17 protein-coding genes are annotated in these 18,615 nt (G+C 60.4%); 14 read left to right on the forward strand and 3 right to left on the reverse strand.

The window, feature by feature from the left end; all coding sequences use genetic code 11:
- Window positions 1-4 precede the first annotated feature (4 nt).
- Both FHX06_RS13090 and FHX06_RS13095 read right to left on the reverse strand, forming a co-directional pair.
- Entirely contained in the window at window positions 5-1,549 is a 1,545-nt protein-coding gene (locus FHX06_RS13090) for a sugar ABC transporter ATP-binding protein (RefSeq protein ID WP_113212938.1), read from the reverse strand.
- Window positions 1,546-2,202: a DUF2291 family protein gene (locus FHX06_RS13095; RefSeq protein ID WP_113212937.1), complete on the reverse strand. Its 657-nt coding sequence runs from the start codon at window positions 2,200-2,202 to the stop codon at window positions 1,546-1,548. Before FHX06_RS13095 ends, FHX06_RS13090 begins: the two co-directional genes overlap by 4 nt.
- A gap of 805 nt (window positions 2,203-3,007) precedes the next feature.
- Between FHX06_RS13095 and FHX06_RS13100 the strand changes: the two genes are divergently transcribed.
- The 7 genes from FHX06_RS13100 (at window position 3,008) to FHX06_RS13130 (ending at window position 10,179) form a co-directional block, all read left to right on the forward strand.
- The gene (locus tag FHX06_RS13100; RefSeq protein WP_113212936.1) at window positions 3,008-4,579 is read left to right on the forward strand and encodes an FGGY-family carbohydrate kinase; all 1,572 of its coding nucleotides are present in this window, start codon (window positions 3,008-3,010) and stop codon (window positions 4,577-4,579) included.
- Window positions 4,580-4,614: 35 nt separating this feature from the next.
- A complete protein-coding gene (locus tag FHX06_RS13105; protein WP_113212935.1) occupies window positions 4,615-6,126 on the forward strand; it encodes a glycerol-3-phosphate dehydrogenase in 1,512 nt (503 codons plus the stop codon).
- A 10-nt stretch (window positions 6,127-6,136) separates the two neighbouring features.
- Window positions 6,137-7,069 carry a sugar phosphate isomerase/epimerase family protein gene (locus FHX06_RS13110; protein ID WP_113212934.1) on the forward strand — a complete coding sequence of 311 codons (933 nt, stop codon included), beginning with the start codon at window positions 6,137-6,139 and terminating at the stop codon, window positions 7,067-7,069.
- A gap of 69 nt (window positions 7,070-7,138) precedes the next feature.
- Entirely contained in the window at window positions 7,139-8,074 is a 936-nt protein-coding gene (locus FHX06_RS13115; protein WP_113212933.1) for a sugar-binding transcriptional regulator, read from the forward strand.
- A 94-nt stretch (window positions 8,075-8,168) separates the two neighbouring features.
- A complete protein-coding gene (locus FHX06_RS13120) occupies window positions 8,169-8,945 on the forward strand; it encodes a DeoR/GlpR family DNA-binding transcription regulator (RefSeq protein WP_113208610.1) in 777 nt (258 codons plus the stop codon).
- The gene (locus tag FHX06_RS13125; RefSeq protein WP_113212932.1) at window positions 8,942-9,727 is read left to right on the forward strand and encodes a triose-phosphate isomerase; all 786 of its coding nucleotides are present in this window, start codon (window positions 8,942-8,944) and stop codon (window positions 9,725-9,727) included. The genes FHX06_RS13120 and FHX06_RS13125 overlap by 4 nt, the downstream gene beginning before the upstream one ends.
- Window positions 9,724-10,179 carry an RpiB/LacA/LacB family sugar-phosphate isomerase gene (locus tag FHX06_RS13130; protein ID WP_112546469.1) on the forward strand — a complete coding sequence of 152 codons (456 nt, stop codon included), beginning with the start codon at window positions 9,724-9,726 and terminating at the stop codon, window positions 10,177-10,179. The genes FHX06_RS13125 and FHX06_RS13130 overlap by 4 nt, the downstream gene beginning before the upstream one ends.
- Window positions 10,180-10,277: 98 nt before the next feature.
- Here FHX06_RS13130 and FHX06_RS13135 read toward each other — a convergent pair whose 3' ends face one another.
- Window positions 10,278-10,982: an SGNH/GDSL hydrolase family protein gene (locus FHX06_RS13135; RefSeq protein WP_113212931.1), complete on the reverse strand. Its 705-nt coding sequence runs from the start codon at window positions 10,980-10,982 to the stop codon at window positions 10,278-10,280.
- Window positions 10,983-11,088: 106 nt separating this feature from the next.
- Between FHX06_RS13135 and FHX06_RS13140 the strand changes: the two genes are divergently transcribed.
- The 7 genes from FHX06_RS13140 to FHX06_RS13170 are packed head-to-tail and all read left to right on the forward strand — an operon-like array spanning window position 11,089 to window position 18,610.
- Complete coding sequence (locus FHX06_RS13140; RefSeq protein WP_113212930.1) at window positions 11,089-12,120, forward strand: LacI family DNA-binding transcriptional regulator; 1,032 nt, start codon at window positions 11,089-11,091, stop codon at window positions 12,118-12,120.
- A 28-nt stretch (window positions 12,121-12,148) separates the two neighbouring features.
- Window positions 12,149-13,750, forward strand: coding sequence for an FAD-dependent oxidoreductase (locus FHX06_RS13145; protein ID WP_113212949.1), 1,602 nt, complete (start codon window positions 12,149-12,151; stop codon window positions 13,748-13,750).
- A 40-nt stretch (window positions 13,751-13,790) separates the two neighbouring features.
- Window positions 13,791-15,062, forward strand: a complete 1,272-nt coding sequence (locus FHX06_RS13150; protein ID WP_183879579.1) for an ABC transporter substrate-binding protein — start codon at window positions 13,791-13,793, stop codon at window positions 15,060-15,062.
- 11 nt (window positions 15,063-15,073) lie between these two features.
- Window positions 15,074-16,006 carry a carbohydrate ABC transporter permease gene (locus tag FHX06_RS13155; RefSeq protein WP_112971701.1) on the forward strand — a complete coding sequence of 311 codons (933 nt, stop codon included), beginning with the start codon at window positions 15,074-15,076 and terminating at the stop codon, window positions 16,004-16,006.
- Window positions 15,996-16,838 carry a carbohydrate ABC transporter permease gene (locus FHX06_RS13160; RefSeq protein ID WP_113212928.1) on the forward strand — a complete coding sequence of 281 codons (843 nt, stop codon included), beginning with the start codon at window positions 15,996-15,998 and terminating at the stop codon, window positions 16,836-16,838. Before FHX06_RS13155 ends, FHX06_RS13160 begins: the two co-directional genes overlap by 11 nt.
- A 17-nt stretch (window positions 16,839-16,855) precedes the next feature.
- On the forward strand, window positions 16,856-17,908 hold the full coding sequence (locus FHX06_RS13165) for an ABC transporter ATP-binding protein (protein ID WP_183879581.1): 1,053 nt from the start codon (window positions 16,856-16,858) through the stop codon (window positions 17,906-17,908).
- Window positions 17,909-17,917: 9 nt separating this feature from the next.
- Window positions 17,918-18,610, forward strand: a complete 693-nt coding sequence (locus FHX06_RS13170) for a hypothetical protein (protein WP_183879582.1) — start codon at window positions 17,918-17,920, stop codon at window positions 18,608-18,610.
- Window positions 18,611-18,615: the final 5 nt, after the last annotated feature.

Here is an 18,615-nt window from a genome sequence, read left to right on the forward strand (position 1 = left end):
CGGGCTAGTGCGCGACCACGGCTTCGCCGGAAGCGGCCATAATCTTTTCCTTGGTGACGTCAGCACCGAATTCAGCCGAGATGCGGCCGCGATGCATGACGATGATGCGGTGCGCGATGCTCAGGCACTCGTTGACCTCGGAAGTCGAATAGATGACGGCTAGACCCTGCCGGGCGCGTTCGGCAAGAAGCTTGAAGACTTCCGCCTTGGCGCCGATGTCGATGCCGCGGCTCGGCTCGTCGAGAAGAATGACCTTCGGGTCTGTCGCCAGCATCTTGCCGATGACCACCTTTTGTTGATTGCCACCCGACAGCGAACCGATGGCCGCCTCGCCACCATCGGTCTTGACGTGGACTTTGCGAATGGAGGCATCGACAAGCTCGCGCTCGCGACGGCCGGATGTGAACAGCCCTTTGGTAAAGGCGCCGATGCTGGCGAGCGAGAGGTTGGAGCCGACGGTCATCGTCTGGACGAGGCCGTCGCGCTGGCGATCCTCCGGCACCAGCACAAGGCCGCTTGCGATGCGTCCGGCGATGCTCAGATGCCCGACATCTTGGCCTTCAAGCCTGACGGTGCCGCCACTGGCGCGCAACCGTCCGGCCACACATTCCAGAAGCTCGGTGCGGCCGGCGCCCATCAGGCCGTAGATGCAGACGACCTCCCCGGCGCGCACATCCAGCGACAAGCGGTCGACGGAATTCAAGGCTGATCCGGCGGGACCCGGGACGGTGAGGTTGTCGATCGAAAGTGCAGGCTTACCGAAGGCATAACCTTCAGGCGGACTGCCGAGATCGAAGTTGTCGCCCACCATGTTTCGCACGATCCATTCGAGATCGACGTCCTTGCGTTGCGCATAGGCGGTCATGGTACCGTCGCGCAGCACGACGGCGTGGTTGGTGATCTGCAGCGCCTCCTCGAGATGATGCGAGATATAGACGATCGACACGCCGCGATTGGTCAGGTCGTGGATAACCCTGAAAAGCACCTCCACTTCCGTGGCGCTCAGCGCCGACGTCGGCTCGTCCATGATCAGGATACGCGAATTGACGGATAGCGCCCGGGCAATTTCGACGATCTGCTGCTGGCCGAGACGAAGATCCTCCACCTTGGTCAGCGGATCGATCTCCTCTTCCAATGCCTCCATCAAAAGGCGCGTCTGGCGTTCCTCTTCCGCGAAGTCGACCACGCCGCTCTTGATGATCTCACGGCCCATGAAGATGTTGTCGCGCACGCTGAGATTGGGCGCTAGGCTGAGTTCCTGGTGAATGATCGAGATGCCGCAGTCGCGCGCGTGGGTCGAAGAGTTGAAGCTGATCGGCGCACCATCGAGAATGATCTCGCCCGACGTAGGCTGGACGACGCCCGAAAGGATTTTCATCAGCGTCGATTTGCCCGCGCCGTTCTCGCCGAACAGCGTGGTGACCTGACCGCGGCGGATATCGAAATTGACACCCTTGAGGGCATGCACGCTACCGTAGGTTTTGGCGATGTTGCGGGCGGCCAGGACCACCTCGCCAAGGCCTTTTGATGTGGGGATCGGCTGGCTCATTTGACGTCGACCTTGACTGGGGTAACGAGCCAGTTTTTGGGGTTGATGAGCCTGAAGACGCCGACGACAGTTGCCGTCTTGCCATTGAGCTGGTCCGGATCAAGGCCGGCGAATACGGCCTTCTTCATCTCGTTGTTGATGGCCGACCCGGCGTCCTGATACTGGATCTGATTGGTGAATTGGCCGAAGTGAATTGTGCCCGTGGCATCGCGGAGGTCCGTGCCATTGACCGCAGGGCCGGTCTGGACACGGACCACCGTCTCGGGGGGAAGTCCGTCGATCTTCATTTCGTTGGTATTGGATTTGCGTTCACCGAAGGTGCCGGTCAGTGTCACCGGGATGACCGGGCCTGTGCTCGTGGCAACGCCGTATTTCTCGCCGGCCGCCTTCTTGTCGGCAGCGATTGCCGTCGCCAGGTCAATCGCAGCCACCGCTCGCTTTTCGACATCCGCCTGGATTTTCGGGAACTGCTCCGCCCCAAAGGCTTCCGGAGAAAATGCCTGCTGCCTGACGTCGTCTTCCGAGCCGATCTTCACAACCGTGGTATCGAGCGCGATGGCGCCGATGACCACGATAGCCGCAACGGCGGTGACGATCATCTTCAAGTTGCTTTTGCCTGGCGCGGAGGCTGCGTGGGCGGGCTGAGTATTCATTGCTGGCGACCTTTGCGGCTGGTCGGATTTACGGCGAAGGCGGGAGGAAGTTGGCAAAGCCTATGGCTGCTTCATCGAAGACGGCATGCTCCGAGAAGCGCGCGAGTAGTCGGGACCCTGTCTCGCCGGTCGCTGTCTGTGGCGTGATGATAGCCGGAAAGATTGTGCATCCGTACCTCCTACGTGTCGGGACAGGCGCTTGTCTCCTTCAATCGCCCGGACCGCAAATCCCTCAGCAGCAATGCCTGCATGATAGGTAAATGGTAATTCTGTCAAAAATCATGTTATAAAATTGTTCGTCTGTCAACAGGAGTTTTGTGAACTGACGCTGACAACATAACATTCGAAGCGTGATCGGCGTCCGGAAAAAGCGTCTTTCCCCCGGGGTTCGTGTCGACTGCGAAGGCGCTCATCTAGCGGGCTATGCTATTCTAGATATCTGATATTAGAAGATAAATTATTCTGACATCCGTGCCCGCACCGTGACGCCAGTGTCGCCGATAGTCGCGGCGGCTCTCGCTGCTCATCGAACAGATTGCTATTATTTTATCTGAAAAAAATTTCATTGCGAGAAAAAACTTACTGTACCAATGATATCTTTGTGTTATCTTTTTGATGAAGCGCGCGGGCGCTCCGAAAAGTATCGAATATCAAAGGCGGGACTGCGCGCCGGCCGGCTTGCTCGTGAATTCGAAATGTGGTCGCCTGCAACCTTTGCTGGTTGTGCCGACCAGGAGGATGAGAGATGAATTCGACGCGTGTTTTGCTCCTCGCAATGTTCGACGTTTTTGCCGGATAATCCGTGATGGACGTTAGCCGCCAAGTCATCATTGGTATCGATGCGGGAACTTCGGTCATCAAGGCGGTTGCCTTCGACCTTTCCGGCCGCCAGATCGCCGCAGCATCGGTTCGCAACAAGTATTCAAGCGGCAGTGATGGTTCGGCCACGCAGTCGCTCGCGCAGACATGGCAGGATTGTGTCGGCGCGCTTCGCGGCCTTGGCGAGAAGGTTGAGGGTCTTGCGTCGCGCACCGCGGCGATCGCGGTGACGGGGCAGGGGGACGGAACATGGCTGGTCGGTTCCGGAAATCAGCCTGTCGCCGATGCCTGGCTCTGGCTCGACGCGCGTGCCGCGCCGACTGTGGTATCCCTTGCCGGCCGGGAAACGGACAGGGCGCGTTTCGAGCAGACGGGCACGGGACTGAATACCTGCCAGCAGGGCGCGCAGCTCGCGCATATGGATCGGGTGGCGCCAGAGCTTCTGGACGGAGCGGAAACGGCGCTGCACTGCAAGGACTGGCTCTATCTCAATTTTACCGGTGTGCGGGCGACCGACCCTTCCGAGGCAAGCTTTACCTTTGGTGATTTCAGAACCCGGCAGTATTCGCCCGTCGCCATTGACGCCCTCGGGTTGACGCATCGCCGCACGCTTCTGCCGGAGATTGTCGATGGAACCGAGATCAGCCATCCGCTGACGGCGGAAGCGGCGCGGGCCTGCGGCCTGCTGGCCGGCACGCCTGTCAGTCTTGGCTACGTCGACATGGTGATGACCGCGCTCGGTGCCGGTGTTCGCAGCGGCGGGCGCAATGCAGCCTGTTCGACGATTGGTTCGACCGGCGTGCATCTGCGCGCAAAGCCAGTGGCTGACGTCCATCTCAACCGAGAGGGCACCGGCTACGTCATTGCCCTGCCGATCCCTGATACCGTTACCCAGGTGCAGACCAATATGGGTGCGACGATCAATATCGACTGGCTGCTTGAGATGGCTGCCCATCTGATGGCGGAGGCCGGAAAACCTGCCACTCACACCGAGCTCGTCGCCAGGATCGACCGCTGGTTTTTCGAAAGCCAGCCCGGATCGGTCGTCTATCACCCCTATATTTCCGAGGCCGGGGAGCGTGGACCTTTCGTCAATGCCCAGGCCAGGGCAGGCTTTTCCGGTCTTTCGGTCCGTCATGGATTTCCGGACCTCGTTCGCGCGGTTGTCGAAGGTCTGGCATTGGCGACGCGCGATTGTTATGCGGCCATGGGCGAGATGCCGGACGAACTGCGCGTCACCGGCGGCGCCGTGCGTTCGAGCGCGCTGCGCCGTTCGCTCACCGCCTCGCTCAAGGCGCCGATCCGCCTGTCGCGTCGCGAAGAGACCGGAGCTGCAGGTGCTGCGATGATGGCTGCTGTGGCAATCGGCGCCTACAGGACCATGGACGATTGCATCGCCGATTGGGTCACGCCACTGCTCGGCGAAGCCGAAGTGCCGGTCAGTGAGGAAGCTGCACGCTTCGATCTCCTTTTTTCCGCCTATGCCGATATCCGAAAGGCCATGCCCGCTGCCTGGGAGGCATTGGCCAGAGCCGCGGCGGCGCCGTCCGCAAAATGAATCGCTGATGCAAAAGGCATCCGAGGGAGCATGACATGACTGAACCCGAAATCCTGGATCTTTTCGTCATCGGCGGCGGCATCAACGGCGCGGGAATTGCCCGCGATGCTGCCGGGCGCGGCTTGAAAGTCGCCTTATGTGAAAAGGACGACCTGGCGCAGGGCACCTCCTCCCGCTCTGGCAAGCTCGTGCATGGCGGCCTTCGTTATCTGGAATACTACGAATTCCGACTGGTACGGGAGGCGCTGATCGAGCGCGAGGTGCTGCTCAACGCGGCTCCGCACATCATCTGGCCGATGCGTTTCGTGCTGCCGCACAGTCCCGAGGATCGCCCCGCTTGGCTCGTCCGGCTCGGCCTTTTCCTCTATGATCATCTCGGCGGGCGCAAGAAGCTGCCGGGCACCCGCACGCTCAATCTGCTGCGCGATCCCGAAGGCACGCCCATACTCGATCAATATACGCGCGGCTTCGAATATTCGGATTGCTGGGTGGACGATGCCCGCCTCGTCACGTTGAATGCGGTGAGCGCTGCCGAGAAGGGCGCCCTGGTGCTGACCCGCTCGCCGGCTGTGTCGGCACGCCGGGAAAACGGCCAATGGACGATCACGACGAAAAGCAGCACCAGCGGCGAGATGCGGACGTTCCGCGCCAGATGTCTCGTCAATTGCGCCGGCCCGTGGGTCACCGACATCATCAACCGCGTCGCCGGCTCCAATTCCAGCCGCAATGTGCGTCTCGTCAAGGGCAGCCACATCATCGTGCCGAAATTCTGGGCCGGTTCCAATGCCTACCTGGTTCAGAATCACGACAAACGCGTCATTTTCATCAACCCTTACGAAGGCGACAAGGCGCTGATCGGAACGACCGATATCGCCTATGAAGGCCGAGCCGAGGATGTCGCAGCCGATGAGGCGGAAATCGACTATCTGCTGAAGGCGGTGAACCGCTATTTCAAGGAGAAGCTGCGCCGCCGGGACGTATTACACAGCTTCTCGGGCGTGCGCCCGTTGTTTGACGACGGCAAGGGCAATCCATCAGCGGTGACCCGCGACTATGTGTTCGATCTTGATGAGACCGGGGGAGCGCCGCTTCTCAATGTCTTCGGCGGCAAGATCACGACTTTCCGGGAGCTTGCCGAACGCGGCATGCAGCGCCTCAGGCACATCTTCCCGAACATGGGCGGCGACTGGACGGAAAAGGCACCGCTGCCGGGCGGGGACATGCCCAACGCCGACTACGAGACTTTCGCCAACAGCCTGCGTGACAGCTATCCGTGGATGCCGCGCAAGCTCGTCCATCACTATGGCCGTCTCTATGGCACGCGTACGAAGAACCTGATTGCGGGGGCAACGGAACTGCAAGGACTTGGCCGCCATTTCGGCGGGCAGCTCTATGAGGCGGAGGCCCGTTATCTCGCTGCCAACGAATGGGCGGAGACCGCCGAGGACGTCCTCTATCGCCGCACCAAGCACTACCTGCATCTGAGCGAGGCAGAACGGGCAGCCTTTGCCGACTGGTTTGCTTCATCCCATCTTGCCGCCGCCTGAGGAGGTCTTGATGCCGCTTTCGCTTTCGCTGAATACCAACCCGCTTGTGAACCGCTTTGCCGACCCGGACGACTTGATCGAGACGGTGGCGCGAGACCTGCGCATCCGCGATCTCCAGCTGACGCATGAATTCATCAATCCAAGCTGGCAAGCCCCTGTCATCCGCCGCCTGACCCGCCAGATGAAAGCTGCGTTGGCGCGTACCGGCGTTCGCGTTACCTCGGGCATGACCGGACCTTATGGACGGCTGAACCATTTCGGGCATCCGGATGCCGAGGTCCGCCGCTATTACGTGGACTGGTTCAAGACCTTTGCCGACATTACTGCCGATCTCGGCGGACATTCCGTCGGAACGCAATTCGCGATCTTCACCTACAAGGATTTCGACGACGCAAGCCGGCGCGAGGAGCTGACAAAGATCGCCATCGACTGCTGGCGCGAAGTCGCAGAGCATGCCAGTGCCGCCGGTCTTTCCTACATCTTCTGGGAGCCGATGAGCATCGGCCGTGAATTCGGTGACACGATCCAATCCTGCCTTTCGCTGCAGGCGCGATTGAGCGCTGCCGATATGGCGGTGCCGATGTGGATGATGGCCGATATCGACCACGGCGACGTCACCTCCGACAATCCCGACGACTATGACCCCTATGCCTGGGCGCGGGCCGTGCCGAAGCTGTCGCCGATCATCCACATCAAGCAGAGCCTGATGGACAAGGGCGGCCACCGGCCGTTCACGGCGGAATTCAATGCCAAAGGGCGGATACAACCCGCCCCGCTGTTGGAGGCTTTCGCGGCAGGCGGTGCCGATGACAACGAGATCTGTCTCGAACTTTCCTTCAAGGAACGCGAACCGAATGATCGCGAGGTTATCGCGCAGATTGCCGAAAGCGTCGCCTTCTGGGCGCCGCATATCGACACCGGCGCCGTGGACTTGAAGATATGAGCCGGCGATTTACAAGGGCTGCTTGTTGTCAGGCGGTATAGCCGTCGAAGAAATGGGAAGGGTGCGGCGATGACGGATGCCGATGATACACTTGCCGTGCGGGCCGCCTGGCTTCATTACGCCGGCGGATTGACACAGTCCGACGTTGCCCGGCGCCTCGGCATACCCTCGGTGAAGGCGCATCGGCTCATCGCGCGAGCCGTTGCCGATGGTGTCGTCAAGGTCACGATCGACGGCGATATCGTCGAATGCGTCGAACTGGAGGCGCAGCTCGCCGAGCGCTTCGGACTGCAATATTGCGAGGTAGCACCCGATCTTGGCGAAGAGGGCTTGCCGCTGCGCGCGCTCGGTCACGCGGGAGCCGGCTATCTGAAGCGCGAGATCGAACACGGTGATCACGCAGTCATTGGCCTTGGCCACGGCCGCACGCTTTCGGCTGCCGTTCAGTATATGCCGCGGACAAATGCGAAGGACATACGCTTCGTTTCCCTGCTTGGCGGTCTCACGCGAAATTACGGTGCCAATCCCTACGACGTCATGCACCGTATCGCGGAAAAGACCGGCACGCATGCCTATGTCATGCCGGTTCCCTTCTTCGCCAATACCGCCGAGGACCGAGAGGTGCTGAGGGCACAGCGTGGCGTCAAGGAAGTATTCGATCTCGCCAATGACGCCGACCTGAAGCTCGTCGGCCTGGGTACGGTGGACGCCGAGGCCCAGCTGGTGCTCTCTGGCCTGGTCGAACCGGGCGAGATCGAAGATATCGCTGCCGCGGGCGGCGTCGGTGAAATACTCGGTCACTTTTTCAACGCGGACGGCCAAATCCTCGATACAGCACTGTCTGGGCGTACCCTTTCGGCATCTTTTCCGACAGCGACGAAGGAACGCCTCGTGGCCCTGGCAGGCGGACAGGCCAAGGTGGCGGCGATACGGGCGATCCTGCGCAGCCGACGCCTGCATGGGTTGATTACGGACGAACGGACCGCGCGAGCCCTTCTTGCCTGACGTTTGGTAACGAACATTTGTCACATAATAACATTGTGAATTGTTGATTTTCACAATTTTTGTGTTACTTTGTTGGTAATCAGGATTGAGAACAATGAAACGGGAAGAACGCCAGCAGCTGATCGTCAATCTGCTTGTCGAGGGCAAGACCGTCGAAGTGGATGATCTTGCTGAACGTTTTTCCGTTTCGAAGATGACCATTCACCGCGATCTCGACGACCTCGAGCAGGCGGGTGTCCTGCGTAAGGTACGCGGTGGCGCGACGATCGATGCCGGAACGCAATTCGAGAGCGATTTTCGCATTCGCGAGCGTCAGGGCGGGGAAGCCAAGGTTGCGATGGCGCAAGAAGCGCTGGCCATTGTCGAACCGGGCATGACGGTCATGGTCAATGACGGATCGATGGCTGCGGTTCTCGGCGAGATGCTGTTGCGTAAGCGACCGCTGACGGTGATCACCAACAATGCGGCGATCATGGAACGGCTGAAGGGCGAGAACGGTATCACCCTGATTGCACTCGGCGGCATCTATTCCGCGAAGTTCAACGCCTATCTCGGCGTCGTTACGGAGGAATCGCTGTCACGTCTGAGGGCTGATATCGCATTCATTTCGACGCCCGCGGTCAGCGGCAGGCTCGCCTATCACATGGACGACAATGTCGTTCGCGCCAAGCGGGCGATGATCGCGTCTTCGGCCAGGAGCTGCCTCCTGGTCAACCACCAGCGGATCGGCCACACGGCGCTGCATGTCATGGCGGATCTGACTGATTTCGACACTGTTATCACCGACAGCGCGCCATCGGCCGCTGTTCTCGACGAATTCGATCGGGTGGGTATCAAGCTCACCATCGCACCAGCGCAGGATCAGGCATGACGGAGAAACCACGCTTCTGGATTGGCACCAGCTGGAAGATGAACAAGACGCTCGCCGAGGCCGAGCATTTTGCCCGCGGCCTCGAGGCGGCCGATGCTATGCGCGATCCCATCATCCAGCGCTTCGTGATCCCGCCGTTTACCGCTGTGCGGGAGGTCAAGCGCATGCTTGCGAAGACCTCCGTCAAGGTCGGTGCGCAGAACATGCATTGGGCGGACCAGGGCGCCTGGACGGGCGAAATCTCCCCCTTGATGCTGAAGGATTGCGATCTCGATATCGTCGAGCTCGGGCATTCGGAGCGGCGGGAGTTTTTCGGAGAGACGAACGAGACTGTCGGGCTGAAGACCGAGGCGGCGGTTCGCCACGGCCTGATCCCGCTGATCTGTATCGGCGAAACACTTGCCGACCGGGAGAGCGGAAAAGCCGCGGAAATTCTCGCAGTCCAGGTTCGCGGGGCCTTGTCGAAGCTGTCCGGCGAACAGAAATCGGCGGAAATCCTGCTTGCCTACGAGCCTGTCTGGGCGATCGGCGAAAGAGGCATTCCGGCAACGGCCGACTATGCCGATGCCCGCCAGGCCGAGATCATTGCGGTTGCTGAAGCCGTACTCGGGCGAAAAATCCCCTGCCTCTACGGCGGGTCGGTCAATCCGCAGAACTGCGAGGAACTGATTTCGAGCCCGCATATCGACGGACTCTTCATCGGCCGTTCCGCCTGGAACGTCGAGGGCTATCTCGACATCCTCGCGAAATGTGCCACCAAACTCCAAGGAGAAAAAAGATGAAGCTTGCAATTGCTGGAGACAGTGCCGGCGAAGGTCTCGCCAAGGTGCTTGCCGAACACCTCAAGGATCGGTTCGATGTCCATGAAGTGTCGCGCATCAACGACGGGCTCGATCCGTTCTATGCCAACCTTTCGGATCGCGTTGCCTCGGGCGTGATCGACGGCACCTATGACAAGGCAATCCTGATCTGCGGCACCGGCATCGGTGTCTGCATTTCGGCCAACAAGGTGCCTGGCATCCGCGCTGCATTGACGCACGACACATATTCGGCCGAGCGTGCCGCCCTTTCCAACAACGCGCAGATCATCACGATGGGCGCGCGTGTCATTGGGCCTGAGCTCGCGAAGTCGATCGCCGACGCGTTCCTCGCTCAGACATTCGACCAGAATGGCCGTTCGGCCGGCAATGTCTCCGCGATCGATGAGCTCGACGCAAAATACAGCGCGCGTTGAAAGCCTGAGGCAAGCGACCGGTTGTCTGCCGGTCGCTTCGACCTCTTTCCCGTCGGCATCTTCTCCCCGTAGAGAGAGCCTCGCCGATTTCCAACGTCTCATGCTCGGCCCAAAGTCTCGCCCGGGGCCAAAGCCGGTTTCTCATGAATGATGGCATGTCTAAACGCGTCGCAGATGACGCGATGACCGGCATCATTGGGGTGCGTTAGATCGGGCGACGCCAGTGCGCCATCGCCACATGCTTTCATCTGTTCGTAGACAGGCGCATAGAAGATGCGAAAAGCCTGCGCCAGCTCGCGCACGGCGCGGACATAGACTTCAAAGCCCTGGCGTGTCTGGCCGGTAAAGCCGGCACTTCCGACTGAGAAACCGCTGCCGGGAATATAGGGCGGACTGCCGATCGCAAGTCTTTCCGCATGGCCCGCTTCGATCAGTCTCTCCAGCATATTCGCATAGTCACGACTGAAGCTCTTCGCGTTCATGCTGTCAGGCGCAGCCATGTAGCGGGCGTCGTTATAGCCGTAGAGGATGAGGATCGCGTCGCGATGCGGGGCATCGAGCAGGGCGCCGGCATACCTGCTGACGCCGTTGTCTGCTCGGGCTCTACCGTCGGCAAGCGGTGATGCCTGCAGCACCGTCCCTGGGACCGCATGATTGCGGAGCGTCAATGCGCTTAGCTCGGCCGCAAACAGCGCCGGCCAGGCCAGATGCGGATGGCTGGCATTGAACCCGGCGCTGATGCTGTCGCCGAATACGCGGATTCCGGAAAATCCAAGCGATTTCAAATGCTCTGCAAACGTCATCGATCGACTCACATTTTCGCGCTTGACAGCAATCGGTCAAATCCTGTTTATACGTATTAGCTGCTAATACGCATTAGCAGTCAAGAGGGGATATGGAGGATGCAGCGTGGCGGGCACTAAGCGCTTGACTCAGCACGATATTGCGAAGCTGGCGGGCGTTAGCCAGGCAACCGTTTCGCTTGTGCTGAACGGTGCGCCGACGGCCCTGGCTCGCATTCCCCAGGAGACCCGTGAGCGCGTCCAGCAGGTCATCCGCACGACAGGCTATGTGGCCGATCCGATCGCCCGGCGAATGGCCAAGGGTCTTAATCGCATTCTCGGTGTCTTCACCTACGAACCGGCCTTTCCGAGCGAGCAGGCGGACTTTTTTGCGCCCTTCCTGCTCGGTATCGAGGAAGAGGCGCAGGCGCAGAATTATGACCTGCTGCTATTGACCGGCGCCGGCGTCGGCCGTGAGCGCAAGATGTTTGCCGATGGCAATCGGCTGCGGATCGCTGACGGCTGCCTTGTCCTCGGCCGTGAATTTGATCGGGCCGAACTGAAACGGCTTGTAACCGGTGATTATCCCTTCGTGGCGATCGGCCGACGTGAGGACGCAGGCGGACCCGTTCCTTACGTCGGCGGCGACTATGCCAGTGCCACGCGGGCGCTGGTCGAAAAGGCGCGCTCTCTCGGCCATGGCCGACTGGCCTTCATCGGCCCGAGCGGATCGGCTGAGTCCGTCGTCGACCGCTGGCGCGGTTTTTCGGACGCGGTCACCGGTAATGCGGAAGTGGTTTTGCATGTGGACGAGGTCGGCCGGGGTGCAGCCGAAACACTTGATGCGATCGCAGAGAGCGGCGCGAGCGCGGTCTTTTTCGTCGAATTGGCAGATGCGGTACGTGTCGAAGCAGCCGCGCGCGAACGCGGCCTGTCCATTCCGGACGACTTCTCGGTCGTGGTGCTCGGCAGTCATGTGCGCGCCGAGCGCAGCCATGTGCAGTTCACCTCCTTCAACATTCCTCGCGAGGAAATGGGGCGTCAGGCGACAGCGATGCTGGTGCGCCGCATCGAGGATGCCTCTCCCGTCGAACAAATTCTTCTGACCTGCGAACCGGTCGAGGGGCAAACCCTCGGACCAGCCAAGAAACGGACCTGAGAGCGTGACAGACATGGCGGCAAAAGAGATGCGAGCGGATATTCTGGTGGTGGGCGGTGGCCTCGGCGGCGTGGCGGCGGCAGTTGGCGCCTGCCGGGCCGGCAAGAGCGTCATCATGACCGAGGAATTCGATTGGATCGGTGGCCAGCTGACCAGTCAGGCTGTGCCATCAGACGAACATACCTGGGTCGAACAATTCGGTATAACCCGCTCCTACCGCAAGCTGCGCAACGGCGTGCGGCAATATTATCGCGACAATTATCCGCTGACCGAGGGCGCCCGCGCCTGGGGTGATCTCAATCCCGGCGGCGGCTGGGTGAGCCGCATCTGTGCTGAGCCACGCGTCAGCCTTGCAGTCATGGAAGCGATGCTGATGCCCTATCGCGGCGCCGGTCGTCTCCGGGTGCTGCAGCCCTACCGTCCCGTCGCTGCCGATGTCGAGGGTGACAGCGTGCGCTCGATTACCGTGCGCCACCGCGATAGCGAACGCGAGATCGTCATCTCGGCCGACTATATCCTTGATGCTACCGAGCTCGGCGACCTGTTGCCGATGACCGGTACAGACTATGTCAAAGGTTTCGAGGCGCAATCCGACACCGGCGAGCCAAGTGCGCCGTCGCAAAGGCAGCCGGACAACGTCCAGGCCGTGTCGATCTGCTTTGCAGTCGATTGCGTCGACGGCGACCAGACGATCGACAAGCCGGAGAATTACGACTACTGGCGCAAGTACCAGCCGCATTTCTGGGGTGGCCCGCTGCTTGGCTTTACCGCGCCGCATCCGCGTACGCTGGAATTCACTACCCGCGGTTTCACGCCCAATGTCGACGACAATCCGCTGCTGGTTGATGCCGATCAGCGCAAGGGCGGCGGCGATGAAAATCTCTGGCTCTTTCGCCGCATTGCTGCACGGCGCAATTTTGAGCCCGGTTTCTACCAGTCCGACATCTGCTTCGTGAACTGGCCGATGATCGATTACATGGACGGCACGATCATCGACGTGTCCGAAGAGGATAAGGCACGGCATCTGAAATCGGCGGCCGATCTTTCCTATTCGGTCTTCTATTGGCTGCAGACGGAGGCGCCGCGTATCGATGGCGGCCAGGGCTATCAGGGCCTGCGGCTGCGTGGGGACATCACCGGCACCGAACATGGCCTTGCGATGGCCCCCTATATCCGCGAGAGCCGCCGCATCAAACCGATCACCCGTATCACCGAGCAGGACCTCTCCTATGCGGTGCGTGGTGACAAGGGCGCGGTCAATTATCGCGACAGCGTCGGCATCGGCATGTACCGCATCGACCTGCACCCCTCGACCGGCGGCGACAACTATATCGACGTGCCGTCCTGCCCCTTCGAGATTCCGCTCGGCGCCCTGCTGCCACAGCGCATGACGAACCTGATCGCGGCCGGCAAGAATATCGGCACAACCCATATCACCAACGGCTGTTATCGCTTGCACCCCGTCGAATGGAACATCGGCGAAGCGGCCGGCATGCTCGCAGCTCATTGCCTCGACAAGGGGCTGAAGCCTCACCAGGTCCAGGAAAATGACGCACATCTCCACGACTTCCAGAGGGAAATCGTCCGGGAAGGTATCGAAATCCGCTGGCCGGTCGTCGCAGCCTACTGAGCAGCCATCAGTGCAACCCATCTTTGGAGGAGGAACGGGAATGAACAAGAACAGGACATTGAAATCCGCGCTGGCGGCGCTTGCGCTCACTGTGCCGCTCGCCTGCAGCGGCATCGCCAGGGCCGAGGACGCAGTCAACCTGCGCATGACCATCTGGAGCGCGGCGGAAGCACATCTGAAGCTTTTCGACGAGATCGCAGCCGACTTCAAGAAGGACCACCCCAACGTCACAGTGACCTTCGAGTCGCTGCCATTCGACACCTATACGACGGCGCTGACCACCCAGATCGCCGGCGGTAATGCGCCTGACATGGCCTGGATCTTCGAGACGGCCGCCTATGACTTCGTCAATTCCGGTGCGCTTTATCCGCTTAACGATACACTGAAGGCGACGGCTGGATACAATCTCGACGAAGTGAGCACGAGCGCCACGGAGCGCTGGCAGAAAGATGGCACGCTCTATGCCTATCCCTTCTCCACTTCGCCTTTTGCGGTCTTCGTCAACAACGACCTGATCAAGGCGGCCGGTGCCAAAACACCCGCCGAGCTGATCGCCGCCGGCGAATGGACCTGGGACAACGCGATCGCGACAGCTTCGGCAGTCGGCCAGAAGGGCAAGGGTGGCCTGATCGTGCGCGACTTCAACTATCAGATCTGGCAGAACCTCACATCGATCTGGAACGGTTTTGGTGCGGCCCCCTGGAGTGCCGACGGCAAGACCTGCACGATGACCGAAAAGCCGATGGTCGATGCACTCACCTTCATCCATGACGCGATCTTCAACAAGAAAGCGATCCCCGGTCCTGGCGAAAATGTCGATTTCTTCGCTGGCAATGCGGCGATGACCATTACCCAGATCAGCCGTGCATCGCTGCTTCCGAAGGACAAGCCCTTCTCCTGGGATCTCGTACCGCTGCCCAAGGGACCTGCCGGCGATTATGCGCTGATCGGCCAGGCCGGTATCGGCGTCATGCAGTCGGGCAAGAATGCCAAGACGGCCGCTGAATTCGTCGCCTATATGACGAACCCGGAAAACTCGGCCAAGCTCAGCCAGTTCTTCCCCTCGGCCCGCAAGTCGCTGCTCAACGCGGAAGTGCTGAAAAAGACCAATCCTCTGCTCAGCCAGGAGCAGATCGATAAGGTCGTCATTGCCGGCATTGCGACCGGCAAGGTCATCCCCGGCCATACGGGCTTTGCCCAGATCCAGCAGACCGTGCGCTCCGGCCTCGACGCCGTCTGGCGCCCGGATGCTGATGTTCCCGGCACGCTCCAGACGATCTGCGGCCAGATCGGCCCGCTGCTCAAGCGCTAAGGAGACAAGGAATGGCTGTCGCACAGGACAACGCAACACTGGAAGGCCGCTCCTCGTCGCCGTTCTGGACGGTTGCGCGGCGCGACAGCCTCGCCGGCTTCCTCTTCATCGCGCCGCAACTGATCGGGATCACTATCTTCGTGCTGATCCCGCTTGGTCTGGTCTTCTGGTATTCGCTGCATGAGTGGAACGTGCTCGCCAATACCTTCACCTATACAGGCACGCAGAACTACCAGATGCTGATGGAAGACCCGAACCTGCTGCAGGTGCTCGGTTCAACCGCCATCTTCTCTGCAGGGCTTGTGGTTCTCAACCTGTCGCTGGCCTTGTTGCTGGCGGTACTGTTGAACCAGAAACTCGCGGGCATAACGATCTTCCGGACGCTGTTCTTTTCGCCTGTTGTCGTGTCGCTCGTGGCCTGGACAATCGTCTGGGGCTTTCTCCTGCAGAAGAATGGCGGCATCAACGGCATGCTGCTGCTGTTTGGCCTCGAGGGTCCGAACTGGCTGCGCGGCGAGACCACCGCGATGATCTCGGTGATCGTCGTCCAGGTATTCAAGAATGTCGGCCTCAACATGATCCTGTTCCTGGCAGCCCTCCAGGGCGTGCCGAACGAGCTCTACGAGGCAGCCCGCATCGATGGCGCTCCGCGCTTCAAGCAGTTCCGCCGCATTACCCTGCCGTTGATTAGCCCGACCATCCTGCTGACCTCGATCATCACCATCGTCGGATCGCTGCAGGTCTTTGCCCAGATCGCGGTCCTGACGCAGGGCGGGCCGGGCCTTTCGACGACCGTGCTCGTCTATTACCTCTACCAGCAGGCCTTCCAGTTCCATTTCTTCGGTTACGGGTCGACGCTGTCGATCCTGCTCTTCCTGATCGTCGCCGTTCTGACCTTCGCCCAGTGGCAATTGCGCAAGAGGATCGTGTTCTATGAAAGCTGAGATCTCCCCGCGCATGAAGGTCATTCTATACGGGCTGATGTGCGTGCTTCTCATCCCGTTCGTTTTCCCGACCTGGTGGATGGTGACGTCTTCGGTGAAGCCGATCAGCGACATCTTTGCCTTTCCACCGCAGCTCCTGCCCCAGAGCTATGACTGGACGACCTATAGCAAGGTCTTCGAGCTGCAGCCTTTCGTGAAGCAATACTGGAACTCAGCCTATATTGCTGCGGTCGTGACTGTTGGCACGATGATCGTTTCGTCGATGGCCGGCTATGCCTTCGCGCGCATCAAATTTCCATTCGCCAACACGATCTTCATGATCGTGCTGCTCGGCCTGTTGATCCCTTCGGAAGTGACGATCGTGCCGCTCTTCCAGATGTTCCTGAAGGCCGGCATGGTCAACACCCACTGGCCGCTGGTCCTGGTGCCGATCTTCGGCGCGCCCAGCGTCTTTGCCACCTTCGTCATGCGGCAGTTTTTCGTGACGCTACCGGTCGAGCTGGAAGAGGCCGCCCGCGTCGATGGCCTCGGGCGTTTCAAGATTTTTCGCAAGATCGCCCTGCCGCTTGCAAGGCCGGCACTGGCCTCTGTTGCGATCTTTACCTTCCTGCATTCCTGGAATCTCTATCTCGAACCGATCGTGTTCCTGTCGAGCGCGGACAAATTCACGCTGCCTCAGGCGCTCACCCAATATACCGACGCCTATGGCGGGCCGATGTGGAATATCCAGCTCGCTGCGGCAACGCTCACGGCATTGCCCGTGCTCATCGTCTTCATCATCGCGCAGAAGCAATTCGTCGAAGGGCTCGCGCATACCGGCCTCAAGGGCTGAAGAACCGGATTTCTCCTATGGCTGACGTTACCCTTTCCCGTGTCCGCAAGAGCTATGGCGCTCTCGACATCATTCATGGTGCCGACCTCGGCATCCGCGACGGCGAATTCGTCGTGCTGGTCGGGCCATCCGGCTGCGGCAAGTCCACGCTGCTTCGGATGATCGCCGGGCTTGAGACGATTACCGGCGGGGATATCAGGATCGGCGGGCGGGTGGTCAACGATCTCGACCCCAAGGATCGCGACATTGCCATGGTTTTTCAGAATTATGCGCTCTATCCGCATATGACGGTCGCGACCAATATGGGCTTCTCGCTGGAACATCGTGGTACCGGCAAAGCCCAGATCGCCGAGCGGGTGAAATGGGCAGCCGATATACTCGGCCTGTCTCATCTTCTCGATCGCTATCCGCGCCAGCTCTCCGGCGGCCAGCGCCAGCGCGTTGCCATGGGCCGGGCGATTGTTCGCGACCCTCAGGTCTTCCTGTTCGACGAGCCATTGTCGAACCTCGACGCCAAACTGCGCGTCGTCATGCGCGGTGAAATCAAGAGCCTGCACCAGAGGCTGAAGACGACCACCATTTATGTCACCCATGACCAGGTCGAAGCGATGACCATGGCCGACAAGATCGTCGTGCTCAATGCTGGAAGGGTGGAACAGATCGGCGCTCCGCTCGACCTTTACGACCGGCCCGCCAACCAGTTCGTAGCCGGGTTCATCGGATCACCGTCCATGAACTTCCTCACGGGCACAATCACCGATAAGGGGTTCGCGGCACCCGGCATTGTCTTGCCACTTCCGCAAACTGCCCCTGCACTGAGCGACCGCAAGCTTGTCTATGGCATCCGGCCCGAGCATTTCTCGCTCGATGACGCTGGCGTGCCGGCCGAGATCGTTCTGGTCGAGCCGATGGGTTCGGAAACCCAGGTGACGATGAAACTCGGTGAAACGCAGGTCACCGGTGTCTTTCGTGAGCGCGTATCGATGGCTCCAGGAGCGACAATTCGCGTTCGCCCGGAGCTTTCCAACATCCATCTCTTCGCTGCCGATGGCGGTGAACGTCTGAACTGAGGCTGCTCCATGCCGACCTATCCGGAAACCAGGCTCACAAAGGCGCTGCGGGAGGGGGAATTTCCTGTCATCGTCTCGCTCGCGCGTCACGATCTCGACCTCGCAAAGGCTGCCATCGATGCAGGTGCGTTCGCGATCAAGGTCCATCTCAACGCCTATCACCGCGCCACCGGCACGACCTTCGGTAGCTTTGCCGACGAGCGGCGGTTTTTCGAGGACCTTGCAACGCTTGGCGTGCCGCTTCTTGTCATGGCAGGACAAGAAAAGGTTCCGAGCCCGCAAGAGATGGAGGCGCTCGCCGATCTCGGCTTCGAGGGTTTCAATATCTATGTCAGCGATATGCAGCCGCATCTGCTGCAATCGAAGCTACGGCCCATTCCGGCGCTTGGCGAGGCGAGCACTGACGAGGATCTGCAAGGCATTCTCGACATTCCCGGTGCGATGATGGAAGCCTCGGTCGCTTCCTTTGCCGACTACGGAAAGCCGCTCGACGAGAGCGATCTTGATCGCTACCGGACCATCGCGGGCAAGGCGGGCATTCCGGTCATCGCGCCAAGCCAGAAGATGTTTGTGCCCGGCGATATGCCGAAGCTGAGGGACGCGGGCATTGCTGCCCCTCTGCTCGGCGTTATCGTCACCGGCACGACGCCGGAGAGCATGAGAGCGGCGGTACAGCCGATCGTCGCAGCAATACGGCGATGAGGCCG

The sequence above is a fragment of the Rhizobium sp. BK512 genome (assembly GCF_014194915.1).
Taxonomy (GTDB): Bacteria; Pseudomonadota; Alphaproteobacteria; order Rhizobiales; family Rhizobiaceae; genus Rhizobium.

What these genes read in the sequence shown, in the direction of transcription:
- FHX06_RS13105 (WP_113212935.1), top strand. Translation starts at nt 4,615, where the DNA reads ATGACTGAACCCGAAATCCTGGATCTTTTCGTCATCGGCGGCGGCATC.
- FHX06_RS13110 (WP_113212934.1), top strand. Translation starts at nt 6,137, where the DNA reads ATGCCGCTTTCGCTTTCGCTGAATACCAACCCGCTTGTGAACCGCTTT.
- FHX06_RS13165 (WP_183879581.1), top strand. Translation starts at nt 16,856, where the DNA reads ATGGCTGACGTTACCCTTTCCCGTGTCCGCAAGAGCTATGGCGCTCTC.
- FHX06_RS13125 (WP_113212932.1), top strand. Translation starts at nt 8,942, where the DNA reads ATGACGGAGAAACCACGCTTCTGGATTGGCACCAGCTGGAAGATGAAC.
- FHX06_RS13160 (WP_113212928.1), top strand. Translation starts at nt 15,996, where the DNA reads ATGAAAGCTGAGATCTCCCCGCGCATGAAGGTCATTCTATACGGGCTG.
- FHX06_RS13155 (WP_112971701.1), top strand. Translation starts at nt 15,074, where the DNA reads ATGGCTGTCGCACAGGACAACGCAACACTGGAAGGCCGCTCCTCGTCG.
- FHX06_RS13130 (WP_112546469.1), top strand. Translation starts at nt 9,724, where the DNA reads ATGAAGCTTGCAATTGCTGGAGACAGTGCCGGCGAAGGTCTCGCCAAG.
- FHX06_RS13090 (WP_113212938.1), bottom strand. Translation starts at nt 1,549, where the DNA reads ATGAGCCAGCCGATCCCCACATCAAAAGGCCTTGGCGAGGTGGTCCTG.
- FHX06_RS13100 (WP_113212936.1), top strand. Translation starts at nt 3,008, where the DNA reads ATGGACGTTAGCCGCCAAGTCATCATTGGTATCGATGCGGGAACTTCG.
- FHX06_RS13150 (WP_183879579.1), top strand. Translation starts at nt 13,791, where the DNA reads ATGAACAAGAACAGGACATTGAAATCCGCGCTGGCGGCGCTTGCGCTC.
- FHX06_RS13170 (WP_183879582.1), top strand. Translation starts at nt 17,918, where the DNA reads ATGCCGACCTATCCGGAAACCAGGCTCACAAAGGCGCTGCGGGAGGGG.
- FHX06_RS13115 (WP_113212933.1), top strand. Translation starts at nt 7,139, where the DNA reads ATGACGGATGCCGATGATACACTTGCCGTGCGGGCCGCCTGGCTTCAT.
- FHX06_RS13145 (WP_113212949.1), top strand. Translation starts at nt 12,149, where the DNA reads ATGCGAGCGGATATTCTGGTGGTGGGCGGTGGCCTCGGCGGCGTGGCG.
- FHX06_RS13095 (WP_113212937.1), bottom strand. Translation starts at nt 2,202, where the DNA reads ATGAATACTCAGCCCGCCCACGCAGCCTCCGCGCCAGGCAAAAGCAAC.
- FHX06_RS13135 (WP_113212931.1), bottom strand. Translation starts at nt 10,982, where the DNA reads ATGACGTTTGCAGAGCATTTGAAATCGCTTGGATTTTCCGGAATCCGC.
- FHX06_RS13120 (WP_113208610.1), top strand. Translation starts at nt 8,169, where the DNA reads ATGAAACGGGAAGAACGCCAGCAGCTGATCGTCAATCTGCTTGTCGAG.